The organism is Pedobacter sp., assembly GCF_039594775.1.
Classification (GTDB): Bacteria; Bacteroidota; Bacteroidia; order Sphingobacteriales; family Sphingobacteriaceae; genus Pedobacter.
Genome location: NZ_JBCNMT010000007.1, coordinates 56,436 through 74,259 on the forward strand (window position 1 = coordinate 56,436; position 17,824 = coordinate 74,259).

Below are 17,824 nucleotides of genomic sequence, written 5' to 3' on the forward strand. Positions count from 1 at the left end.
ATGATGAAAAATACGAAACTATACGCAGTTTTATTAGGCTTATGTTTGGCCTCTTGCGATAAAGAAAAAACAATTAGTGAGCCAGTTTTTGATGTAAAGGCCTCTGCCGCCACTTACAAAGTGGGCGAAAGAGTGCAATTCAACTTAAGTGGAGATCCTGATATTGTAAGCTTTTATTCTGGAGAAGTAGGTAACGATTATAATTACGTGCAAGGTAGAGTAATGCCAGCTACCAGTGCATTATCATTTACCACCCGCGTGCTTGCCGCTGGACAGTCAAATCAATTTGAAGTATTGGCCTCTTCTGATTTTAATGGCATTTACACGCTGGAAAATGTACAAGCCGCAACTTGGGTACCTTTAAATAGCCGATTAACTTTAGCTACGGCTAATACCGAAGTTAACTCGGGAATAGTAAGTGTAAATGATGCATTAGCCAAAGGAAAAGCTGTTTACATCGGGTTCCGATACAAAACCAAAGCAAAGCAAAATGCAGGAAATTTATTAGGTGCCCGTTGGCGAGTAACCAATTTTTCGTTCCTCATAGCTTCAGCCATTTCTTCGGAAGAAAAAGCCCTTAGCGGAAGTGCTGGTTGGAACGTAGTCACTAGCAGCAATTACGAAACCAATAGGGTACGTATCACCAGCGCTTACTTGGAATTTATGGGCAATGCTACCAATACTTCTGTTGATACCGAAGGTTGGATCATTACGTATCCCATTCTTTTTGATGGATTTATCACTTATTTACCTGACAAGTCTAAACCAATTAAGAGTATCGGTAGTCAAAGTGTGCAAAACTATACGCATATCTATCAGCAACCAGGAACTTATAAAGCAACTTTTATAGCCGCTAATGCCAATACCGAAGGCTCCAAACAAATCAAAAAAGAAATTACCCTAAATATTACTCCTTAAACCATGATGAAGAAACTCATTTTAAGCATCGCTTGCATACTATTGCTCAATATAGGCTTGCAAGCACAAGATACGCCTCGTAAATACAGTTCATTCCCGTTTAACGCCCAAAGCCTAAAAGAAATTGGTTGCAGTGCCGAGCAAATCAAGAAGATTACGGAAATCAGGAAGGCAGTGATGGATGAGCGTAAAAAAGTTAATGAAGATGTTTCACTTTCGGACCGCGATAAAAAGCTGGAACAACGTAAACTTATCGACAAAAGCAAAGTGCAAATGATGGAAGTGTTGACTGATGAACAAAAGCAAAAAGTAGAAGAATTTAACAAGAAAGTGAAAGAAGAGAAATCAGAAAGTTAAAATGAAGAAGATATTAGTAGCCCTATCATTCATATTGGGGTTAGGTAGTGCACAGGCAAAAGTAATATTGCCTTACGTATTTAGTAACGGAATGGTCTTGCAGCAGCAAAGCAATGCCGCCATTTGGGGTAAAACAACACCTGGAGCATCTGTAAATGTAGTCACTTCGTGGAATAAAAAAGAGTATAAGATAAAAGCCAATGCCGATAGCACCTGGAAGATCAAGGTAGAGACCCCAAAAGCAGGAGGACCGTATCAGATTAACATCAACGATGGTGATTTGGTGAGCATCAAAGACGTTCTCATTGGAGAAGTTTGGTTCATTTCAGGTCAATCCAATATGGAAATGGGCCTGCGTGGGATGGGTGCCGAACAACCTATTCATGGCGGACCAGAAGCCATTGCCAATGCCAACAACAATCAAATCAGGTTTTTTAGGAGCCAGCACAAGGTTTGGGGAATACCCACTGATAACCTAAGAGGTAGATGGCAAGAAGCCAGCCCTACCAGTTCGCCATTGTTTAGTGCATTAGGCTACTTTTTTGCACTTAAACTCCAAAAACAATTGAATATCCCCGTTGGAATTGTACAGGTAGCTTATGGAGGTACACCTATTGAAGCTTGGATGAGTAAGGAAAGCCTTGCGCCTTTCGCATCGGAGGTGAAAATACCCGAAGAGAAAAACGAAGCCATCGAGAATAAAGGCACACCAACCAGTTTGTTTAATGGCATGATCAGTCCCATGATTGGTTTTACCGTAAAGGGGATGCTTTGGTATCAAGGAGAGCATAACCGACGTTATCCTGCACTTTATGCCAAGCTTTTTCCTGTAATGGTGGCCGATTGGCGCAAGCGATGGGATAATGGCGAGTTCCCTTTTTACTTTGTGCAGATAGCACCTTATCCTAAGCCAGAAAATTGGATAGCTTACAGCCCTTTCTTACGTGAAGCACAATTGAATAGTTCAACCTCAATTCCAAATGCTGGTATGGTAGTCAATGTAGATTTGGGTAGTGAAAAGGTAAGTCACACACCTTATAAGGAAAAATTGGCAGATAGAATGCTGGCGATGGTACTCAACAGAAATTATGGTTTCAAGGAATTGGCTTATCAAGGCCCTGCCTATAAAGCATTAAACGTACAAGGAAACACAGCCATTTTAAGTTTTGACCATGCCGAAAAAGGTTTGAAGTTTAGTGAAGAGAATAACGCCAATTTTGAAATTGCAGGTGCCGATAAAAAGTTCTACCCCGCTTCGGCTGTTAAAATCAAAGGGAATACCATTGAAATTAGCGCCGCAGAAGTAAGTAAACCTGTAGCTGTACGCTATGCCTTTAAAGGTTGGGTAGTTGGTAATTTATACAATACAGAAGGTTTTCCTGCTTCATCATTCAGAACGGATAACTGGGAAATACCAAAGTAGTATAGCTACTTGCCATAAGATTGAAGTAATCGAATTAAATGAATAGAAAATAGAAATGAAGAAAATCATCACCTCAGTTTTGGTATGTCTGCTGATGACCAGTTGGAGCAGTGCAAAAGTTATCTTACCTAGCTTCTTTGCCAATGGAATGGTGTTACAGCAACAATCTCAAGTGAATTTTTGGGGCAAAAGCAGTAATCCTTCAAAAACATTGAGCATTAGCACCTCTTGGGATAAAAAGAAATACGAAGTTACCGTCGACGCCGAAGGCAAATGGAAAACAAAATTAGCCACTCCAAAAGCAGGCGGCCCATACACCATCACCATTAACGATGGCAATAACTTCCAATTAAGGGAAATATGGATAGGGGAGGTTTGGTTAGTTTCAGGACAATCGAATATGGAAATGCCAGTGCAAGGTTTTAAAGACCAGCCCGTGTTAAACTCCTCGGAAATCTTTAAAAATGCCACTAACAAAAACATTCATGTGTTTAGAACCATTAAAGAGGCAAAAGGAATCGCTGTAGATAATATGCGTGGCAATTGGCAAGTAGCCGATTCAGCGGCAATTCGTCTTTTTAGTGCTGTGGGTTATCTCTTCGCGGTAGAACTGCAGCAGAAATTAAAAGTGCCTGTAGGCATTATCCAATCTGCTTGGGGCGGTACAAATATTTCATCGTGGATGAGTGCAGAAACCTTCAAAGATTTTGAAAAGGAAAATCGATACAAGCTAAAGCATCCCGATTCGGTAATCAAAACAGATAGAAATGCGCCTACGGCCTTGTTCAATGGAATGATCAATCCTTTGGTTGGCTACGGAATAAGAGGCGTATTGTGGTATCAGGGAGAACATAACCATCGTGAGCCAGATTTCTATGCGAAGGTATTTCCAGTGATGATTAAAGATTGGCGCACACGTTGGGGAATAGGAGATTTTCCATTTTATTATGTGCAATTGGCACCTAACGAATCAGTAAAAGATGGAGAGCAAATTTCACTTTCGGCCTTGTTTAGGGAAATGCAGTATAATACTCAATTTGCTGTGCCTAATACCGCTATGTCAGTTACTTTAGATGCGGGTGAGCAAAAAGTAATCCATCCGGCCAATAAACCTGCCGTAGCCAAGCGTTTAGCAGCCATTGCGCTTAATCAAACCTATGGCTTTAAGGAAATCGCTTATGCAGGTCCAAGTTATAAAAGCTTTACCGTAAAAGGTAATCAGTTAACCCTTAGTTTTGATAATGCCGAAAAGGGATTGAAAGCTTTTACTACGCCTAGTGTGAATTTTGAACTGGCTGGAACAGATAAAGTATTTCATCCAGCTAAAGCACAGATTAAAGGGAATACAGTGATTCTACAATCAGATCAGGTAAAGAAGCCAATAGCCGCACGTTATGGTTTCAAAATGTGGGTAATGGGCGATTTGTATAACACGGAAGGTTTGCCCGCTTCTTCCTTTAGAACCGATGATTGGTTTGCGCCATCATACGGCAAAAAATAATTTGTTAAAAAGTAATAAAACCAATGCGATGTATTCAATTATTGAATATATTTAATCAATTAAATATAAATTATTAATGAAAAAGTTATTGTTTACGCTATTTATTGCGTGTTTTACCGTAGTATTTGCAAACGCCCAGGATGCCCCTAAAAAGAAAACCTCTTTTGGTTGGGATAAGGCTTCGTTGACCGAAATTGGTTGTGATGCCGAAACGATTAAAAAAATTGCTGCGGTAAAAAAAGAAGCTACGGCAAAGAGACAAAAAATCGATGAGGATGCAAGCCTTGACGAAAAAGCAAAAAAGGCGGCCATTAAAGTGGTAGTGAAAGAAAGAAATGATGCCATGATGGCCTTTTTGAATGATGAACAAAAGAAAAAAGTAGAAGAAATTAATGCCAAGCTTAAAGAAGAAGCTAAGGCAGGTGGAAATTAGAATATCTTATTTAGATTTCCAGAGGGATAGACCAAATGTTAAATTTTGTCTGTCCCTTTTTTATGTTCAACGCTTGCGTAAACTATTTTGCAAAAAAAACCATGATAAGATAGTATAAAAATTGGGAAAGAAAAGTAACACTAATCTTAGGAGATACTGCTAAATTAGCCAAATGCTAAAAGGTAAATATGAATAAGTTCTAATAACTTGCCTGGATAGTATAAATGGCCAAATATATTTTGATATGAAATTGAAGCTTTTTTTAGGCGCTCTTCCCTTATTTTTTCTTTCTACAGCCAGTTGGGCCAAGGTGGTATTACCTTCGGTGTTTTCAAATGGTATGGTATTACAGCGAAATGCTGATGTATCCATTTGGGGCAGCTCTGATACCCAAAAAGAGATTGTGATTAACACCTCTTGGAATGGGAAAACCTATAAAGTAAAAGCTGCTGAAGGACAATGGAGGACAAAAATTGCTACCCCCGCTGCGGGTGGGCCATATACCATTACCATCACTGATGGCGATGAAACCAAACTGCAAGATATCCTGATTGGTGAAGTATGGATAGCTTCAGGTCAATCTAATATGGAAATGCCTTTAAGAGGTTTTAAAGATCAGCCCATAAGCAATTCCGAAGAGATCATTAAAAACGCTGCCAACAATAAAATCAGATTGTTCCTAGGTGAAAAAGTCACTTGGTCAAATCCATTGAATGATGTGAAAGGGCGGTGGCAAGCGGCTGCCCCTGCGGTAGTGACCGAGTTTAGTGCCGTTGGATATGGCTTCGCAAAAATATTGCAAGAGAAACTAAAAGTTCCCGTAGGGATTATCCAAGTTGCTTGGGGCGGTACGTTGGTGCAAGCTTGGATGAGTGCAAAAAGCTTAAGCCCTTATCCGGAAGTGAAAATTCCAGAAGCTAACAACGCTGCTTTGGCAGATAAGAATGTAGCTACAGGACTGTTTAACGGAATGATCAGCCCTATTATTGGTTATGGAATTAAGGGCGTAATATGGTATCAGGGTGAACAAAACAGACATGAGCCGGAAAACTATCTGAAAATGTTTCCAGACATGGTGAAAGATTGGAGAAGCCGTTGGGGTATTGGCAATTTTGCCTTTTACTATGTACAAATAGCTCCTTATATTTCAAAAACAGAAAAGCTTTCAAAAGCCTTAGAGGAATTACAACCTAAAGTGCCCTTTCTTCGCGAAGCTCAATTGAAAGCCGAAAGTATTATCCCTAATAGTGGAATGGCTGTAATCATGGATGTGGGCGCTCAAAATACCATCCATCCACCAGACAAACAAACTGTAAGCGATCGTCTTTCCTTTATTGCGCTCAATAAAAGTTACGGATTAAAAAATGTAGCTTATCAAGGCCCGGTGTATAAAAGTCAAAGTATTAAAGGGACAGAAGTTACTTTAACATTTGACCATGCAAAGCAATTGAAATTTATTGGCGGAGCTAAAGAATCCTCAAATTTTGAAATAGCAGGCAAAAACCAAGTTTTCTATCCAGCAAAAGCAGTGATTACCAAAAATGGCATTGTAGTAAGCTCGACAGAAGTAGCGGAGCCGGTATCCGTACGTTATGCCTTTAAAGCATGGGCACTTGGCGATTTGGTGAACGAACACGGTTTACCAGCTTCTTCATTCCGTACAGACAATTGGGTAGTTCCTAAGTAGCTTTTTGTCATTAAGAGCACACTATTGCCATTAGAAGCATGTTTTGTCATTCAAAGCGAAGAATCTCCGAATGTGCTATATCATAAATAAGCAAAAGAAGGAAAAGAATAACCATAACTAACCACTAGTTACTAACCCCTAGCTACTAATAACCAATAACTAACTAACAAAACTCTAGGTCACTAACTACTAGTTCCTATCCACTAACCACCAGTTACATGAAACAAAAATGGATTGCCTGCTTTGCCCTAATGGCATCGGCCAGCTTACTCGCTTTTACCTTAAAAAAGGATTCACAGACAAAAATAGCGGAAGAACCTAAACTTCAGATTTTGAAATACAACAATCCAAATTTAGTGGTTGATTTAGGTGTAGGATTATGGGCTTGGCCCGTACCTGTAGATTGGGATGGCGATGGTGATATGGATTTGCTGGTTTCTTGCCCAGATAAACCATTTAATGGCCTTTGGTTGTTTGAAAACAAATCAGGAGCCAAGATTCCAGTGTTCGAAAAACCAGTGAAACTTGGTCCAGCCGTTAAAAATATTCAGATTTCTTACAGTAATGGAAAGCCGCGTTATACCATACCTGGCGTAGAATTACCAAATTTTAAGGCCGATTTAGGTAAAAAGAAAAACAAGTTATTCCCTGCCGATTCAATTTTGAAAGACTTAAAAGGCCGTAACCGTTTTAACCAATGGAAGTTTGTGGATTATGATGCAGATGGCGATGATGATATTATTGTAGGAATTGACGATTGGGGCGATTACGGTTGGGACAATGCTTTTAACAAACAAGGTGTTTGGACCAATGGACCATTAAGAGGATTTCTCTATCTGATTGAAAATAAGAATGGAAAATATGAAAATAAAGGCCGTTTAAAAGCAGAAGGAAAAGACATCGATGTTTACGGTGCCCCCTCACCAAACTTTGCCGATTTTGATGGTGATGGCGATTTGGATATTATCTGTGGCGAGTTTTTGGATAAGATGACTTATTTCGAAAACATCGGCACTAAAGCCCAACCTAAATATGCCAAAGGCAGATACTTGGCCAATGAAACGGGCATCATCAAAATGGATTTGGAAATGATTTTGCCTACGGCAGTAGATTGGGATGGTGACGGCGATGTAGATTTGGTTGTAGGAGACGAAGATGGTCGCGTAGCCCTAATTGAAAATACGGGTAAAGTAAAAAATGGAATGCCAGTATTCAAATCGCCATTTTATTTTAAGCAAAAAGCTGATAACGTAAAATTTGGCGCTTTAGCTACACCAGTAGGGGTTGATTGGGATAACGATGGTGATGATGATATCATTGTAGGAAATTCGGCCGGTTATGTTGCATTCATTGAAAACTTAGGGATGAATGGCCAAACTCCAAAATGGGCAGCTCCTAAATTGTTGGAAAGCGAAGGAAAAATTATCCGCATACAAGCGGGCGACAATGGCTCTATCCAAGGACCTGCAGAAGCTAAGTGGGGTTATACCACTATTTCTGTAGCCGATTGGGACGGCGATGGTCTAAAAGATATTGTGCTTAATTCCATTTTTGGCGAAGTAATGTGGTATAAAAATATCGGTACCGCTAAAGCACCTAAATTGGGCAAGGCACAAAACGTAAAGGTAAAATGGGAAACAAATGCTAAATTTCACAAACCTCATTGGAACTGGTGGGATCCAAAACCTCAAACTTTAGTAACCCAATGGCGCACAACCCCTTTTGTGGTAGATTGGAATAAGGATAAATTAAATGATATTGTGATGCTGGATACAGGTGGCTATTTAACCTTTTTTGAACGCTTTAAACAAGGCAACGAATTATGGCTAAAGCCAGGAAAACGTATTTTTGAAGGGATGAATTATTCGGGTTACGACCAAAAACATACTATTAAAGATAGTTTGCCTGGTACTTTACGTTTAAATAATCTTGATTTTGGCCAAAGTGGCCGTCGTAAATTTACCATTGTGGACTGGGATGGTGATGGCAAATTAGATATTTTAGCCAACAGCAAAAATGCCAGTTTCCTTAAAAATACAGGAACGAAAAATGGCAAAGTGCTGATTAAAGATGAAGGATATTTAGATGAACTGGCCCTCGCTGGTCATGATACCAGTCCAACCACGGTAGATTGGAACAAAGATGGTATCCCTGATCTGTTGATAGGCGCCGAAGATGGTCATTTTTATTACATGTTAAACCCTAGAAGTAAAAAAAAGTAGCTCGTATGTTCGATAAAAAAGAAGTTCAAATCACCCATGGCGAATTCGGACATACATTAAACACCGGCCAAGTATTTTCAAGCAATAACGAATGGATTGTTTTTGATCACAGGAACAATGATGGAGATATTAAAATTACAGGAAGTATAGGCGTTGTTAACGTCAATACAAGTGAAGAAAAGACAATTTATACTGTTCCAAATCAAACGCAATACGGACCAGGAGTAGGTGCAGCTAGTTTTTCTCCAAAAGAGAACAAAGTCATTTTCATACACGGTATTCGCAATGCGGATGCAAAGAAACCTTACGATTTTACACGTAGGACTGGAGTGGCTATTGATTTAGTAAACCCTGAGCAGCCTATTTTTATGGATGCCAGAAACATTGAGAAACCGTTTGCAGCAGGAGCTTTACGAGGTGGGACACATGCCCATTCATGGAGCGCTGATGGCAGCATGATCAGTTATACCTACAATGATTATGTGATGGAACAGCTGGCAAAAACTGATTCGCAGGTGAAGGATTTGCGTACCATAGGCCTCATGTTTCCCAAAAAAGTGCAGGTTGCTAATACTGCCGATGTAGAAAACAATGATGGTGAAATGTTCTCGGTATTAGCTGCAGTGGTTACCGAAAATCCAAAACTAGGAAGTAATGAAATAGACAAAGCCTTTGATGAATGTTGGATTGGGAAGGACGGCTATGTTAAAGCAGATGGAGTTCGCCAGCATAAAGCGATTGCCTATCAAGGAAATGTAAGAGATGAAAAGGGCAATACCATTACTGAGATTTTTGTAGCCGATATTCCTCATGATTTAAGTGTTACAGCACTTGGTCAAGAGATAGCGGGTACTGAAAATACAAGACCTGCTGTGCCAAAGGAGATTAGCCAACGTCGCATTACCTTTAGCCAAAAAGGAGTGAAGGGACCAAGGCATTGGCTGCGTAGCAGTGCAGATGGCAACCAGATTTTTTTCTTGTCGGAAGATGAAAAAGGTATTGTCCAGGCTTTCTCTGTATCGCCAAATGGAGGAGATGTTAAACAGATTACGAAGAACCCCTTTTCGATTGCTAGCCCAATTAACATCAGTCCAGATGGTTTATATCTTTCCTATATTGCCGACCAAAGTGTATTCATTACTGAAATTTCAACAGGAAACGCACAACGTTTAACGCAAAAATATCAAGCGCCAGAACAGCTAAATGGTGCTGTGGTATGGTCAAACGATGGCAATAAGTTGGCTTTTAACCGCTATGTAAAATCAGATAAAGGAATCTTTCTTCAAGTGTTTTTATTGCATAAATAGTTTAGTTCATTAGTTCATTAGCTCACTTGTTCATTAGGCATCATCCATATCCCCCTCTACGAGGGGGCAGGGGGAGGTCTGTTTATTGTTTTTTTAAAAACCACTCGGAAATTAGACTTACGAAGTCTTTAGATATATTAAAGTTAGACTTCGTAAGTCTTTGATTCCATTAGGCCGTGTACATATCCCCCTCTTGGAGGGGGCAGGGGGAGGTTCATGTCATTTTCAAAACCTGTAGGTTTACTGAACCACCAACTACTTGAAATTTCTACCATCATGGAAAACCTTTTCGCCCATAGTTGGGGGAATATTTCGAGTTTTGCTACCGTGTAGTTGCTGTAATAGGCCATTATAATTATGGCAACGTTGCACTACAATATGTACCACCTGCCCTTCACGCTGCACTTTTCCTTCAATCATGAGCAGCTTAGCCCCTAATATTTCTTTACGGAATTGATTGAAAAGTTTTTGATAGACCACTAAATTGACAATGCCTGTTTCATCTTCAATGGTAATAAAGCAAATGCCGCTAGCAGTTCCAGGTCGTTGACGAACCAATATCAGCCCGGCTACTTTGATTTTCTCTCCATCTTTAGCTTCGTTAGCAGTTTTGGTGCTTAACACATGGAGGGCTTCCAGTTCTTTTCGTATAAAGCTAACAGGGTGCGCTTTCAAAGATAAACCTACATGAGCATAATCATGTATTACATGTTCCGAAGTTGGCATAAGTGGCAAGGAAATTTGAGCTTCATGTCGACTGTTGTCGGCTTTGCCTTCAAATAGAGCGATGGGTCTATCATGTAATGCGCTGATTTGCCAAAGTGCCGTTCTACGGTCCATGCCCATCGACCTAAAAGCATCAACATCAGCTAGTTTTTCTAAGGTGCTTTGGGTAATCCCAATATCTCGTAGGCGAGCTAAACTGTTATAACCCGATTGACGTTGTGCGACCAAGAAATTCATTTCTTCTTCGGATAATCCTTTAGCTTGTCTAAAACCTAGCCTAATGGCATAAAAATCACCAATTTTATCCTCTAAAATATTATCCCATTCTGAGTGGTTTACATCTATAGGTAAAACCGTTACACCATGATTTTCCGCATCTATAACAATTTGGGCAGGTTGGTAAAAGCCCATGGGCATACTGTTGAGCAGGGCAGTAGCGAATACATCGGGATAAATACATTTGAGGTAGCTGGAAATATAGACCAACAGGGCAAAACTTGCGGCATGGCTTTCAGGAAAACCATAGCCTCCAAAACCTTCAATTTGTTTAAAAAGGCGTTCTGCAAAATCTGGTTCATATCCTCTTCCAATCATCCCATTAATCAGTTTTTTCTTGAAATCGGTTACCTTTCCTACGGCTTTAAAAGTAGCCATGCTCCGTCGCAATTCATCTGCTTCTTCTGGTTTGAAACCTGCGGCAACAATAGCAACTTCCATGGCTTGTTCTTGAAAAAGTGGGACACCTTTTGTTTTTCCTAGTATTTGTTCAAGTTCTTTCTTTGGATAGCTAACAGTCTCTTCGCCATTTCTTCTTCGTAGATAAGGATGCACCATGTCACCTTGTATTGGGCCTGGGCGTACAATGGCCACTTCAATCACCAAATCATAAAACTCTTTAGGTTTCAACCTTGGTAGCATCGACATTTGCGCTCTACTTTCAATTTGAAATACACCTAGGGTATCGGCTCTGCTAATCATTTCATAAACCTTGGGGTCTTCAGGAGGGATATTATGTAAGTTGTAATCTCTGCGATAGTGTTTTTTAGTCAAAGAGAAAGCCTTACGAATGCAGGTCAACATACCCAGTGCCAGCACATCTACCTTTAAAAACCCCAAAGCCTCAATATCGTCTTTGTTCCATTCAATGCAGGTACGGTTTTCCATACGAGCATTAAGTGTAGGGCATAAGTCGGTCAATTTGCCCTGTGTAATGATGAAACCTCCAGTATGTTGACCCAATTGACGTGGAAAACCGACCATTTGCGCCGTAAGCTCCAGTGTTTTTTTTAATAAAGGTTCATCGGGATCAAGTCCATGGGCTACTAAACGTTCACGGTCAAATCCTTCATCGTAATGACTGCTTACCGTAGCCGAAAGAATATTGAGCGTGTCTACAGAAAGTCCCATCGCTTTGCCCACATCTCTAACTGCACCTTTACTATGTAATTGAGTAACCGTGGCTACAATGGCAGCACGTTCTCTTCCATATTTTTCATAAATGTATTGCATCACTTCTTCGCGACGTTCGTGTTCAAAATCTACATCTATATCAGGTGGTTCATTACGGGCATCAGACATGAAACGGGCAAAAAGCAGATTGATTTCAGTAGGATTAACAGAGGTGATTCCCAAGCAAAAACAAATCACCGAATTAGCGGCCGAGCCTCTGCCTTGGCAAAGGATATCACGGCTGCGGGCAAAGCGAACAAAATCATACACCGTTAAAAAATAAGAAGCATAGTTTTTTCGGGCTATAAAGTCTAATTCATAATTGATGGTTTTTGAAACCTTTTCAGGTATCCCATCGGAGAACTTTTCTGCTGCGCCTTTCCATGTCAAATACGCTAATTCTTCTTGTGGAGTCCTGCCTTCGCTGGTTAATTCTTCGGGGTAAACATATTTTAGTTCATCTAATGAAAACTGGCATTGCTCGGCAATATATAATGCATTGCTAATCGCTTGTGGATATGGCCTAAATAAACGGTGCATTTCTTCTACTGGTTTAAGGTAGCGTTCGGCGTTCTCGTGCAACAGGTAACCTGCGGTGTAGATGGTACATTTTTCTCTTGCACAAGTAAGAATATCCTGTAGCTGTCGGCGTTGGGGTTCGTGGTAATGCACATCATTGGTAGCGGCCAAAGGGATATTGAATTTCTGGCTTAATTGTGCCAAACGAAACATCCTTTTTTGATCTGATCCAGTATAAGTTCGATTAATAGATAAATAAAGTTTGCTGCCCAAAATCTTTTGATATTGCTGTAGATCTGCCTTGAAGTCATCTTGAAAATCGAAGTTTTGATTGAGCGAAATGGGAGCGACGACAATGAAAAGCATATCTGCTTGGTGCTGCCAGACATCAGCTTGGTACAAGTGGCATTGTCCTTTTTCTGCACGGCTGTTGCCCAAGCTCAGTAGGCTTGATAATTGGCTATAACCATTTTTATTAATAGGGTAGGCTAATAATGAAGGACCGTCCAATAAATCTATCCTGCAAGCTGGAATGAGTTTAATAGGGTGTTTTCTGGTGACAATATGCGCACGTACAATGCCCGCTAAACTATTTCTGTCGGTAATGGCTATTTTGTGATAGCCCAATTGGGCCGCTTGGGCTACCAGTTCTTCGGGATGCGAGGCGCCACGTAAAAAGCTGAAATTGCTGGTGGTCTGTAATTCTACATATTGCATAGGCTAAGCAAAAAATCCATGGATGAACCATTGGGCTGCCATTTCACTATGATAGTGACCCAGCCTGAATATCCAATAACGTTGTCCTTTTTCATCTTCTACATAATAATAGTCGCGATGCTTTCCTTCGTTTAGCCACCATTCACGTTCAATTCTTTCGGGCCCATCGGCTTTGATTACGCGATGCAATTGACCTTTGTAGGTAAAGTTCATGGGCGGGTAATCGGGAATAGGGGCGCTCACCTGTATGGGTTCTGGTTGGTTGAGCAATACTGTAGGTCTAAGTTTATGGTTTGGCCATTCGGTTTCCGGTTGCTGTTGCAAGTCATTGATGGCAGTTATGCTATGTTCTGGCCAATGATGTTCCTGTGGTAGGTATCTTCTGATGGCATTTTTTCCAGCTTTGATGCTGATGCGGTCCAAAAGTTCCGAGATTTCAGACAAATTGTGCTGTGCCTGAATTTGCCATAAGGCTTCTTGCTGTTTGGGCAATTTTTCCACTTTAGTGGCTTCCATAATGAATAGCTCGATGCCCAAATCAGGTTCAATCTGTTTGATTTTAAGCTCGAACAGTTTGAAAAGGTGTTTAATATGGATAGAAGCTTGGTTAGTGCCAATACTGATCTGTTGTAGTTTACCATCAAGGCGATAGCATTTTAAGGTAGCATTTCTAAATCCTACATCGTCTTTATGTAAAATCCTACATAGATTTTCCAATAAATTTTCAATGGCTATTTCAATGCCTTTTGCCGTTTGTATAGGTTCTAGGCAATATAATCTTTCTTGGTAGGGATGAGGTTCTGAAATAGTTTCAAATGCTTCGGGCTGGTGCCCTATAGCTTGTCCGATACGCAAATTGATTTCTTCCCCAAAACGTCTGCGAAGGGTAGAAGGAGCAATATGGATAAAGCTTTCAATTTGATGAAAGCCCAACTTTGCCAGGCGTTGCAAGGTATCATCTGCTAAACGTAAAGCTTTTGCAGGCAAAGGCAGTAAAGCTTGTAGTTGCTCACCGCTTTTGATGATTTGGTTTCTTCCATGATGGGTAATAGCCCAAGCGGTACCTAAAGTATCGGCCATGCCTATTTTAAAATGGTAGCCTGCATTTTTTAATCTGCTACTGATTTCTTGTAGGTAAGGAACTTCGCCTTTCCATAGGTGGGTGCAGCCAGAGACTTCAAGGAATAATCCATCAGGTGAAGCTAGGGCTATGTACGGGCTATAACGAATGAACCATTCGGCTAGCATTTTTAATAGTTTTTGTTGGCGTAACGGTTGGTGCTTAAAAGCTTGTAATGAAGGCATAATAATTCTGGCATCAGCTAAAGGCATGTTAGGCTTTAGTCCGAGTTTTTTAGCTTCATGACTAACACCTACGATGATTTGTTTATTGTGTTCGTACGCCACTAGGACATAAGCTTGCCCATCCAGTTCCTTTTGCCGAATAGCCATTTGATCGGTTACCAAATGCGGAAACCATATGGAAACGTAACGTTTGTTCATGAGCCAATAGCATGATGGGTAAAAAGCTGAGGTATAGTGTTTTCTGTAGCTTGGAATTGCCCGTTATGCCATGAGATATTGAAGCTTGCAGTGCTGCCATTGCGTACTTTGAGCAAATCTATCTGCCAATTGGCAAAACCAACACCAGGCAATTGATTTAAGCTGAAGCTTGCTATGGGGCTAATTTGCCATCTAGCAGCACAGGCAGTTGCATGGATGGTTCCCGTTTGGGTACGTAGAATAAAGCCCGTGACTTTGCTTTTTTCTACAGTAAGCTGTAAACGTTGTGATTGGGCAAAGGTAATGGTCTCTAATTCGCTAATGACCCCGCTAAGGCTTTTACATTTGAGTGCTTCTTCAGTAGCCCAAAGAATGTCTTTGGGTTTTGTTAGATTGATGAAAATGATTTGATGGGCTGGAATGCCAAAGTAACTTAGTCCAGGAGGAAATAACTGTCGCTGTTTGCCAATCCATACATAAATGCCTTGATGCGTGTTGAGTTTGGCCAATAACCCCATAATGAATGCGCTGGTACTGGCTGTATATTCTGGTTGAGTACTAATGAACTCATGGATAGTTCCCATGGGGAAAACCTGATTGGGGAAATGCTTTTCGATATAGGCAAAACCAAGTTTTTTTTGTTGCTCTCTAGGCTTTGCCTTGTAGCCCTCTAAATCGAGAATTTGTCGCTGGAGGCGCTCAATAACCGTTTGATGAAAGGGACTTTGCATTTTTATTTACTAAAATATTTAGCAAAAATAATAAAAAAATTAGTAAAACAAGTTTTGAGACGCTTTAATTTTAATCAAAAAAGTGCTATAGTGGATAGGGTAGGTTCCCTGCTAAAACTCAGAGGAGACTTAAAGGAAATAATTGCTTCAAAATAAAAGCGGGGCTTGTAGGCCCCGCTTGGTTTATGTTTATTCGGCTCTCTTCAGTCCAAATTTTTCTATTTTACTATAAAGATGGCTTCGTTGGATATCAATGTCGTCGGCCGTTTTGGAAACGTTCCAATTGTTTTTTTCCAATTTGAATTTGATGAATTCTTTTTCCGCAAAATCCTTGTATTCTTGGAAGTTGCTAAAGCTATCGTAGTTAAAGCTACCACCTTGGCTGCCACTGCTGCCGCTCGGTTGACTAGCGCCAACATTAGTACCTCCGCTAGGATTGGCAAAGGCCACTACATCCTGTTCGGTAATAGTTTTATCGCTCAAAATAATCAAGCGCTCAATCATATTACGCAGCTCACGTACGTTACCTGTCCATGGCAATCTTTTCAGGGCATCCATGGCACCATCGGTAATTTTCTTAGCTGGCATACCATATTCGCCACAAATCTCTTCCAAAAAGCTTTGGGCTATCACAGGAATATCGTCGGTACGCTCGGTAAGGTGAGGTACGTGGATGTTGATCACGTTTAGGCGGTGGTACAAGTCCATTCTGAAATTACCTTCCTCAATTTCTTTTAGAAGGTCTTTATTGGTTGCGGCTACAATCCTCACGTTCACATCAATTTCTTTTTCGCCACCTACACGAGTGATTTTATGTTCCTGCAGGGCACGGAGTACTTTTGCTTGTGCCGACATGCTCATGTCGCCAATTTCATCTAAGAACAAAGTACCACCATTAGCTAGCTCAAATTTTCCAATGCGTTGTTTTACTGCGGAAGTAAAGGATCCTTTTTCGTGTCCAAAAAGTTCACTTTCAATTAGCTCGGAAGGAATAGCGGCACAGTTTACCTCTATTAGTTGTCCTTCAGAACGGTTTGATTTTTCGTGCAACCAACGTGCAACCAACTCTTTACCACTACCATTTGCTCCAGTGATCAATACTCTGGCTTCGGTAGGAGCTACACGTTCAATCGTTTCCTTTATTTTTCCAATGGTGTCCGAGTTTCCTAAGATATCACGGGTTTTACTTACTTTTCTTTTAAGGACCTTTGTTTCGGTAACCAAAGAACCACGGTCTAAACCATTGCGTACTGTGATAAGCAGGCGATTTAAATCAGGTGGTTTGGAGATAAAGTCAAAGGCGCCTTTTTTACTGGCTTCTACGGCGGTTTCCACCGTGCCATGGCCAGAAATCATGATGAATGGGAGGTCAGGTTTAATACCAAGGGCTGTTTCCAGCACTTCCATACCATCCATTTTATTCATCTTGATGTCGCAAAGAACGAGGTTGTAATCGTTCTTTTTGATCATCTCCAAGCCATCAATGCCGTTATCTATATCGTCGACCTCGTAGTTTTCGTATTCTAATATCTCGCGAAGGGTACTCCTTATCGCTCTTTCATCATCAATTATGAGCAGTTTTGCCATATCTGTATCTGGGTGTTTCTAGTGCGAATATATTATTTTTTATGAAATGTATAGTTTTTTGTACAATTTGAAGAAAAAACCTCGCTAATTTCTAACATTTTTAGACTTACGAAGTTTTTAAAACTTCATAAGTCTTCGTTAAAAAAAACGTTATTCGAGTTTTTTGTCATTCCGACGATAGGAGGAATCTCTAGATGTATAAGGCTCTTCGCTACCGGCAGGTAGCGCTCTGGTTAACAGCATGACAAGTGCAGCGGTAATGAAAGAAAACCTGAGGTTTATAAGCAGTTTATTCATAATAAAAATATGATTTTTGTTGAAATGGACGAAAACGCTATTGTGGTTAAGAATTTATTTTTCCTTAATAAGAAAATTGATTTTACTGCCTTGAATGGTTACGAGACTAGAGTTCAATCTATGAGATTGGGGAATTTTGAAGAGTTAATTGTTTTTAATGATGAGCACAGGATTGTCATATCAGAGTTTTCCATGAAGAATTATATTGATTTAAAAAAGTTCATAAGCGATAAGCTTCCTTATCATGGTGGGCCAGAGAAAGACAGAAGAGTATAATGTTGAAACCTCGCAGGTTTTTAAAACCTGTGAGGTTTGTGCATAGTTGGGGTTAGCTTTGTCAATCTTCCTTTGCATCACGCTGGTAAGATTGACAAAGTTTGTGCAATGTCTTTTGTTTTCTAAACCTGATAGGAGTGTATCCCGATTTTTTATCTGGAGCAACGAATA

Annotated in this window: 14 protein-coding genes; 9 read left to right on the top strand and 5 right to left on the bottom strand. The window is 40.3% G+C overall.

The features are described 5' to 3' along the window. The first annotated feature begins 3 nt into the window (after positions 1-3). The 8 genes from ABDV71_RS15835 to ABDV71_RS15870 all read left to right on the top strand — a co-directional run bounded on the left by ABDV71_RS15835 (position 4) and on the right by ABDV71_RS15870 (position 9,848). Positions 4-918, top strand: coding sequence for a DUF5017 domain-containing protein (locus ABDV71_RS15835; RefSeq protein WP_343534255.1), 915 nt, complete (start codon positions 4-6; stop codon positions 916-918). Positions 919-921: 3 nt separating this feature from the next. Further along, positions 922-1,275, top strand: coding sequence for a hypothetical protein (locus tag ABDV71_RS15840; RefSeq protein WP_343534257.1), 354 nt, complete (start codon positions 922-924; stop codon positions 1,273-1,275). A gap of 1 nt (position 1,276) precedes the next feature. Beyond that, complete coding sequence (locus ABDV71_RS15845; protein ID WP_343534259.1) at positions 1,277-2,698, top strand: sialate O-acetylesterase; 1,422 nt, start codon at positions 1,277-1,279, stop codon at positions 2,696-2,698. Between the two features lie 55 nt (positions 2,699-2,753). Beyond that, the gene (locus tag ABDV71_RS15850; protein WP_343534261.1) at positions 2,754-4,199 is read left to right on the top strand and encodes a sialate O-acetylesterase; all 1,446 of its coding nucleotides are present in this window, start codon (positions 2,754-2,756) and stop codon (positions 4,197-4,199) included. A 76-nt stretch (positions 4,200-4,275) separates the two neighbouring features. Next, complete coding sequence (locus tag ABDV71_RS15855; RefSeq protein WP_343534263.1) at positions 4,276-4,632, top strand: hypothetical protein; 357 nt, start codon at positions 4,276-4,278, stop codon at positions 4,630-4,632. A gap of 244 nt (positions 4,633-4,876) precedes the next feature. Next, positions 4,877-6,319, top strand: a complete 1,443-nt coding sequence (locus tag ABDV71_RS15860) for a sialate O-acetylesterase (protein ID WP_343534265.1) — start codon at positions 4,877-4,879, stop codon at positions 6,317-6,319. A 218-nt stretch (positions 6,320-6,537) separates the two neighbouring features. Further along, positions 6,538-8,541 (top strand): VCBS repeat-containing protein, encoded by a 2,004-nt coding sequence (locus ABDV71_RS15865; protein WP_343534267.1) that lies wholly within the window; start codon positions 6,538-6,540, stop codon positions 8,539-8,541. A gap of 5 nt (positions 8,542-8,546) precedes the next feature. Further along, a complete protein-coding gene (locus ABDV71_RS15870; protein ID WP_343534269.1) occupies positions 8,547-9,848 on the top strand; it encodes a DUF3748 domain-containing protein in 1,302 nt (433 codons plus the stop codon). A 255-nt stretch (positions 9,849-10,103) separates the two neighbouring features. Here ABDV71_RS15870 and ABDV71_RS15875 read toward each other — a convergent pair whose 3' ends face one another. The 5 genes from ABDV71_RS15875 to ABDV71_RS15895 all read right to left on the bottom strand — a co-directional run bounded on the left by ABDV71_RS15875 (position 10,104) and on the right by ABDV71_RS15895 (position 17,377). Further along, entirely contained in the window at positions 10,104-13,259 is a 3,156-nt protein-coding gene (locus tag ABDV71_RS15875) for an error-prone DNA polymerase (RefSeq protein WP_343534271.1), read from the bottom strand. A gap of 3 nt (positions 13,260-13,262) precedes the next feature. Further along, positions 13,263-14,762: a DNA polymerase Y family protein gene (locus tag ABDV71_RS15880; protein WP_343534273.1), complete on the bottom strand. Its 1,500-nt coding sequence runs from the start codon at positions 14,760-14,762 to the stop codon at positions 13,263-13,265. After that, on the bottom strand, positions 14,759-15,493 hold the full coding sequence (locus ABDV71_RS15885; RefSeq protein ID WP_343534275.1) for an Error-prone repair protein ImuA: 735 nt from the start codon (positions 15,491-15,493) through the stop codon (positions 14,759-14,761). The genes ABDV71_RS15880 and ABDV71_RS15885 overlap by 4 nt, the downstream gene beginning before the upstream one ends. Positions 15,494-15,682: 189 nt before the next feature. Further along, entirely contained in the window at positions 15,683-17,080 is a 1,398-nt protein-coding gene (locus ABDV71_RS15890) for a sigma-54 dependent transcriptional regulator (RefSeq protein WP_343534277.1), read from the bottom strand. 150 nt (positions 17,081-17,230) lie between these two features. Further along, positions 17,231-17,377 carry a hypothetical protein gene (locus ABDV71_RS15895; protein WP_343534279.1) on the bottom strand — a complete coding sequence of 49 codons (147 nt, stop codon included), beginning with the start codon at positions 17,375-17,377 and terminating at the stop codon, positions 17,231-17,233. A gap of 9 nt (positions 17,378-17,386) precedes the next feature. On the opposite strand from ABDV71_RS15895, the gene ABDV71_RS15900 reads away from it, so the two are divergent. After that, positions 17,387-17,653 (top strand): hypothetical protein, encoded by a 267-nt coding sequence (locus tag ABDV71_RS15900; protein WP_343534281.1) that lies wholly within the window; start codon positions 17,387-17,389, stop codon positions 17,651-17,653. Positions 17,654-17,824 lie beyond the last annotated feature (171 nt).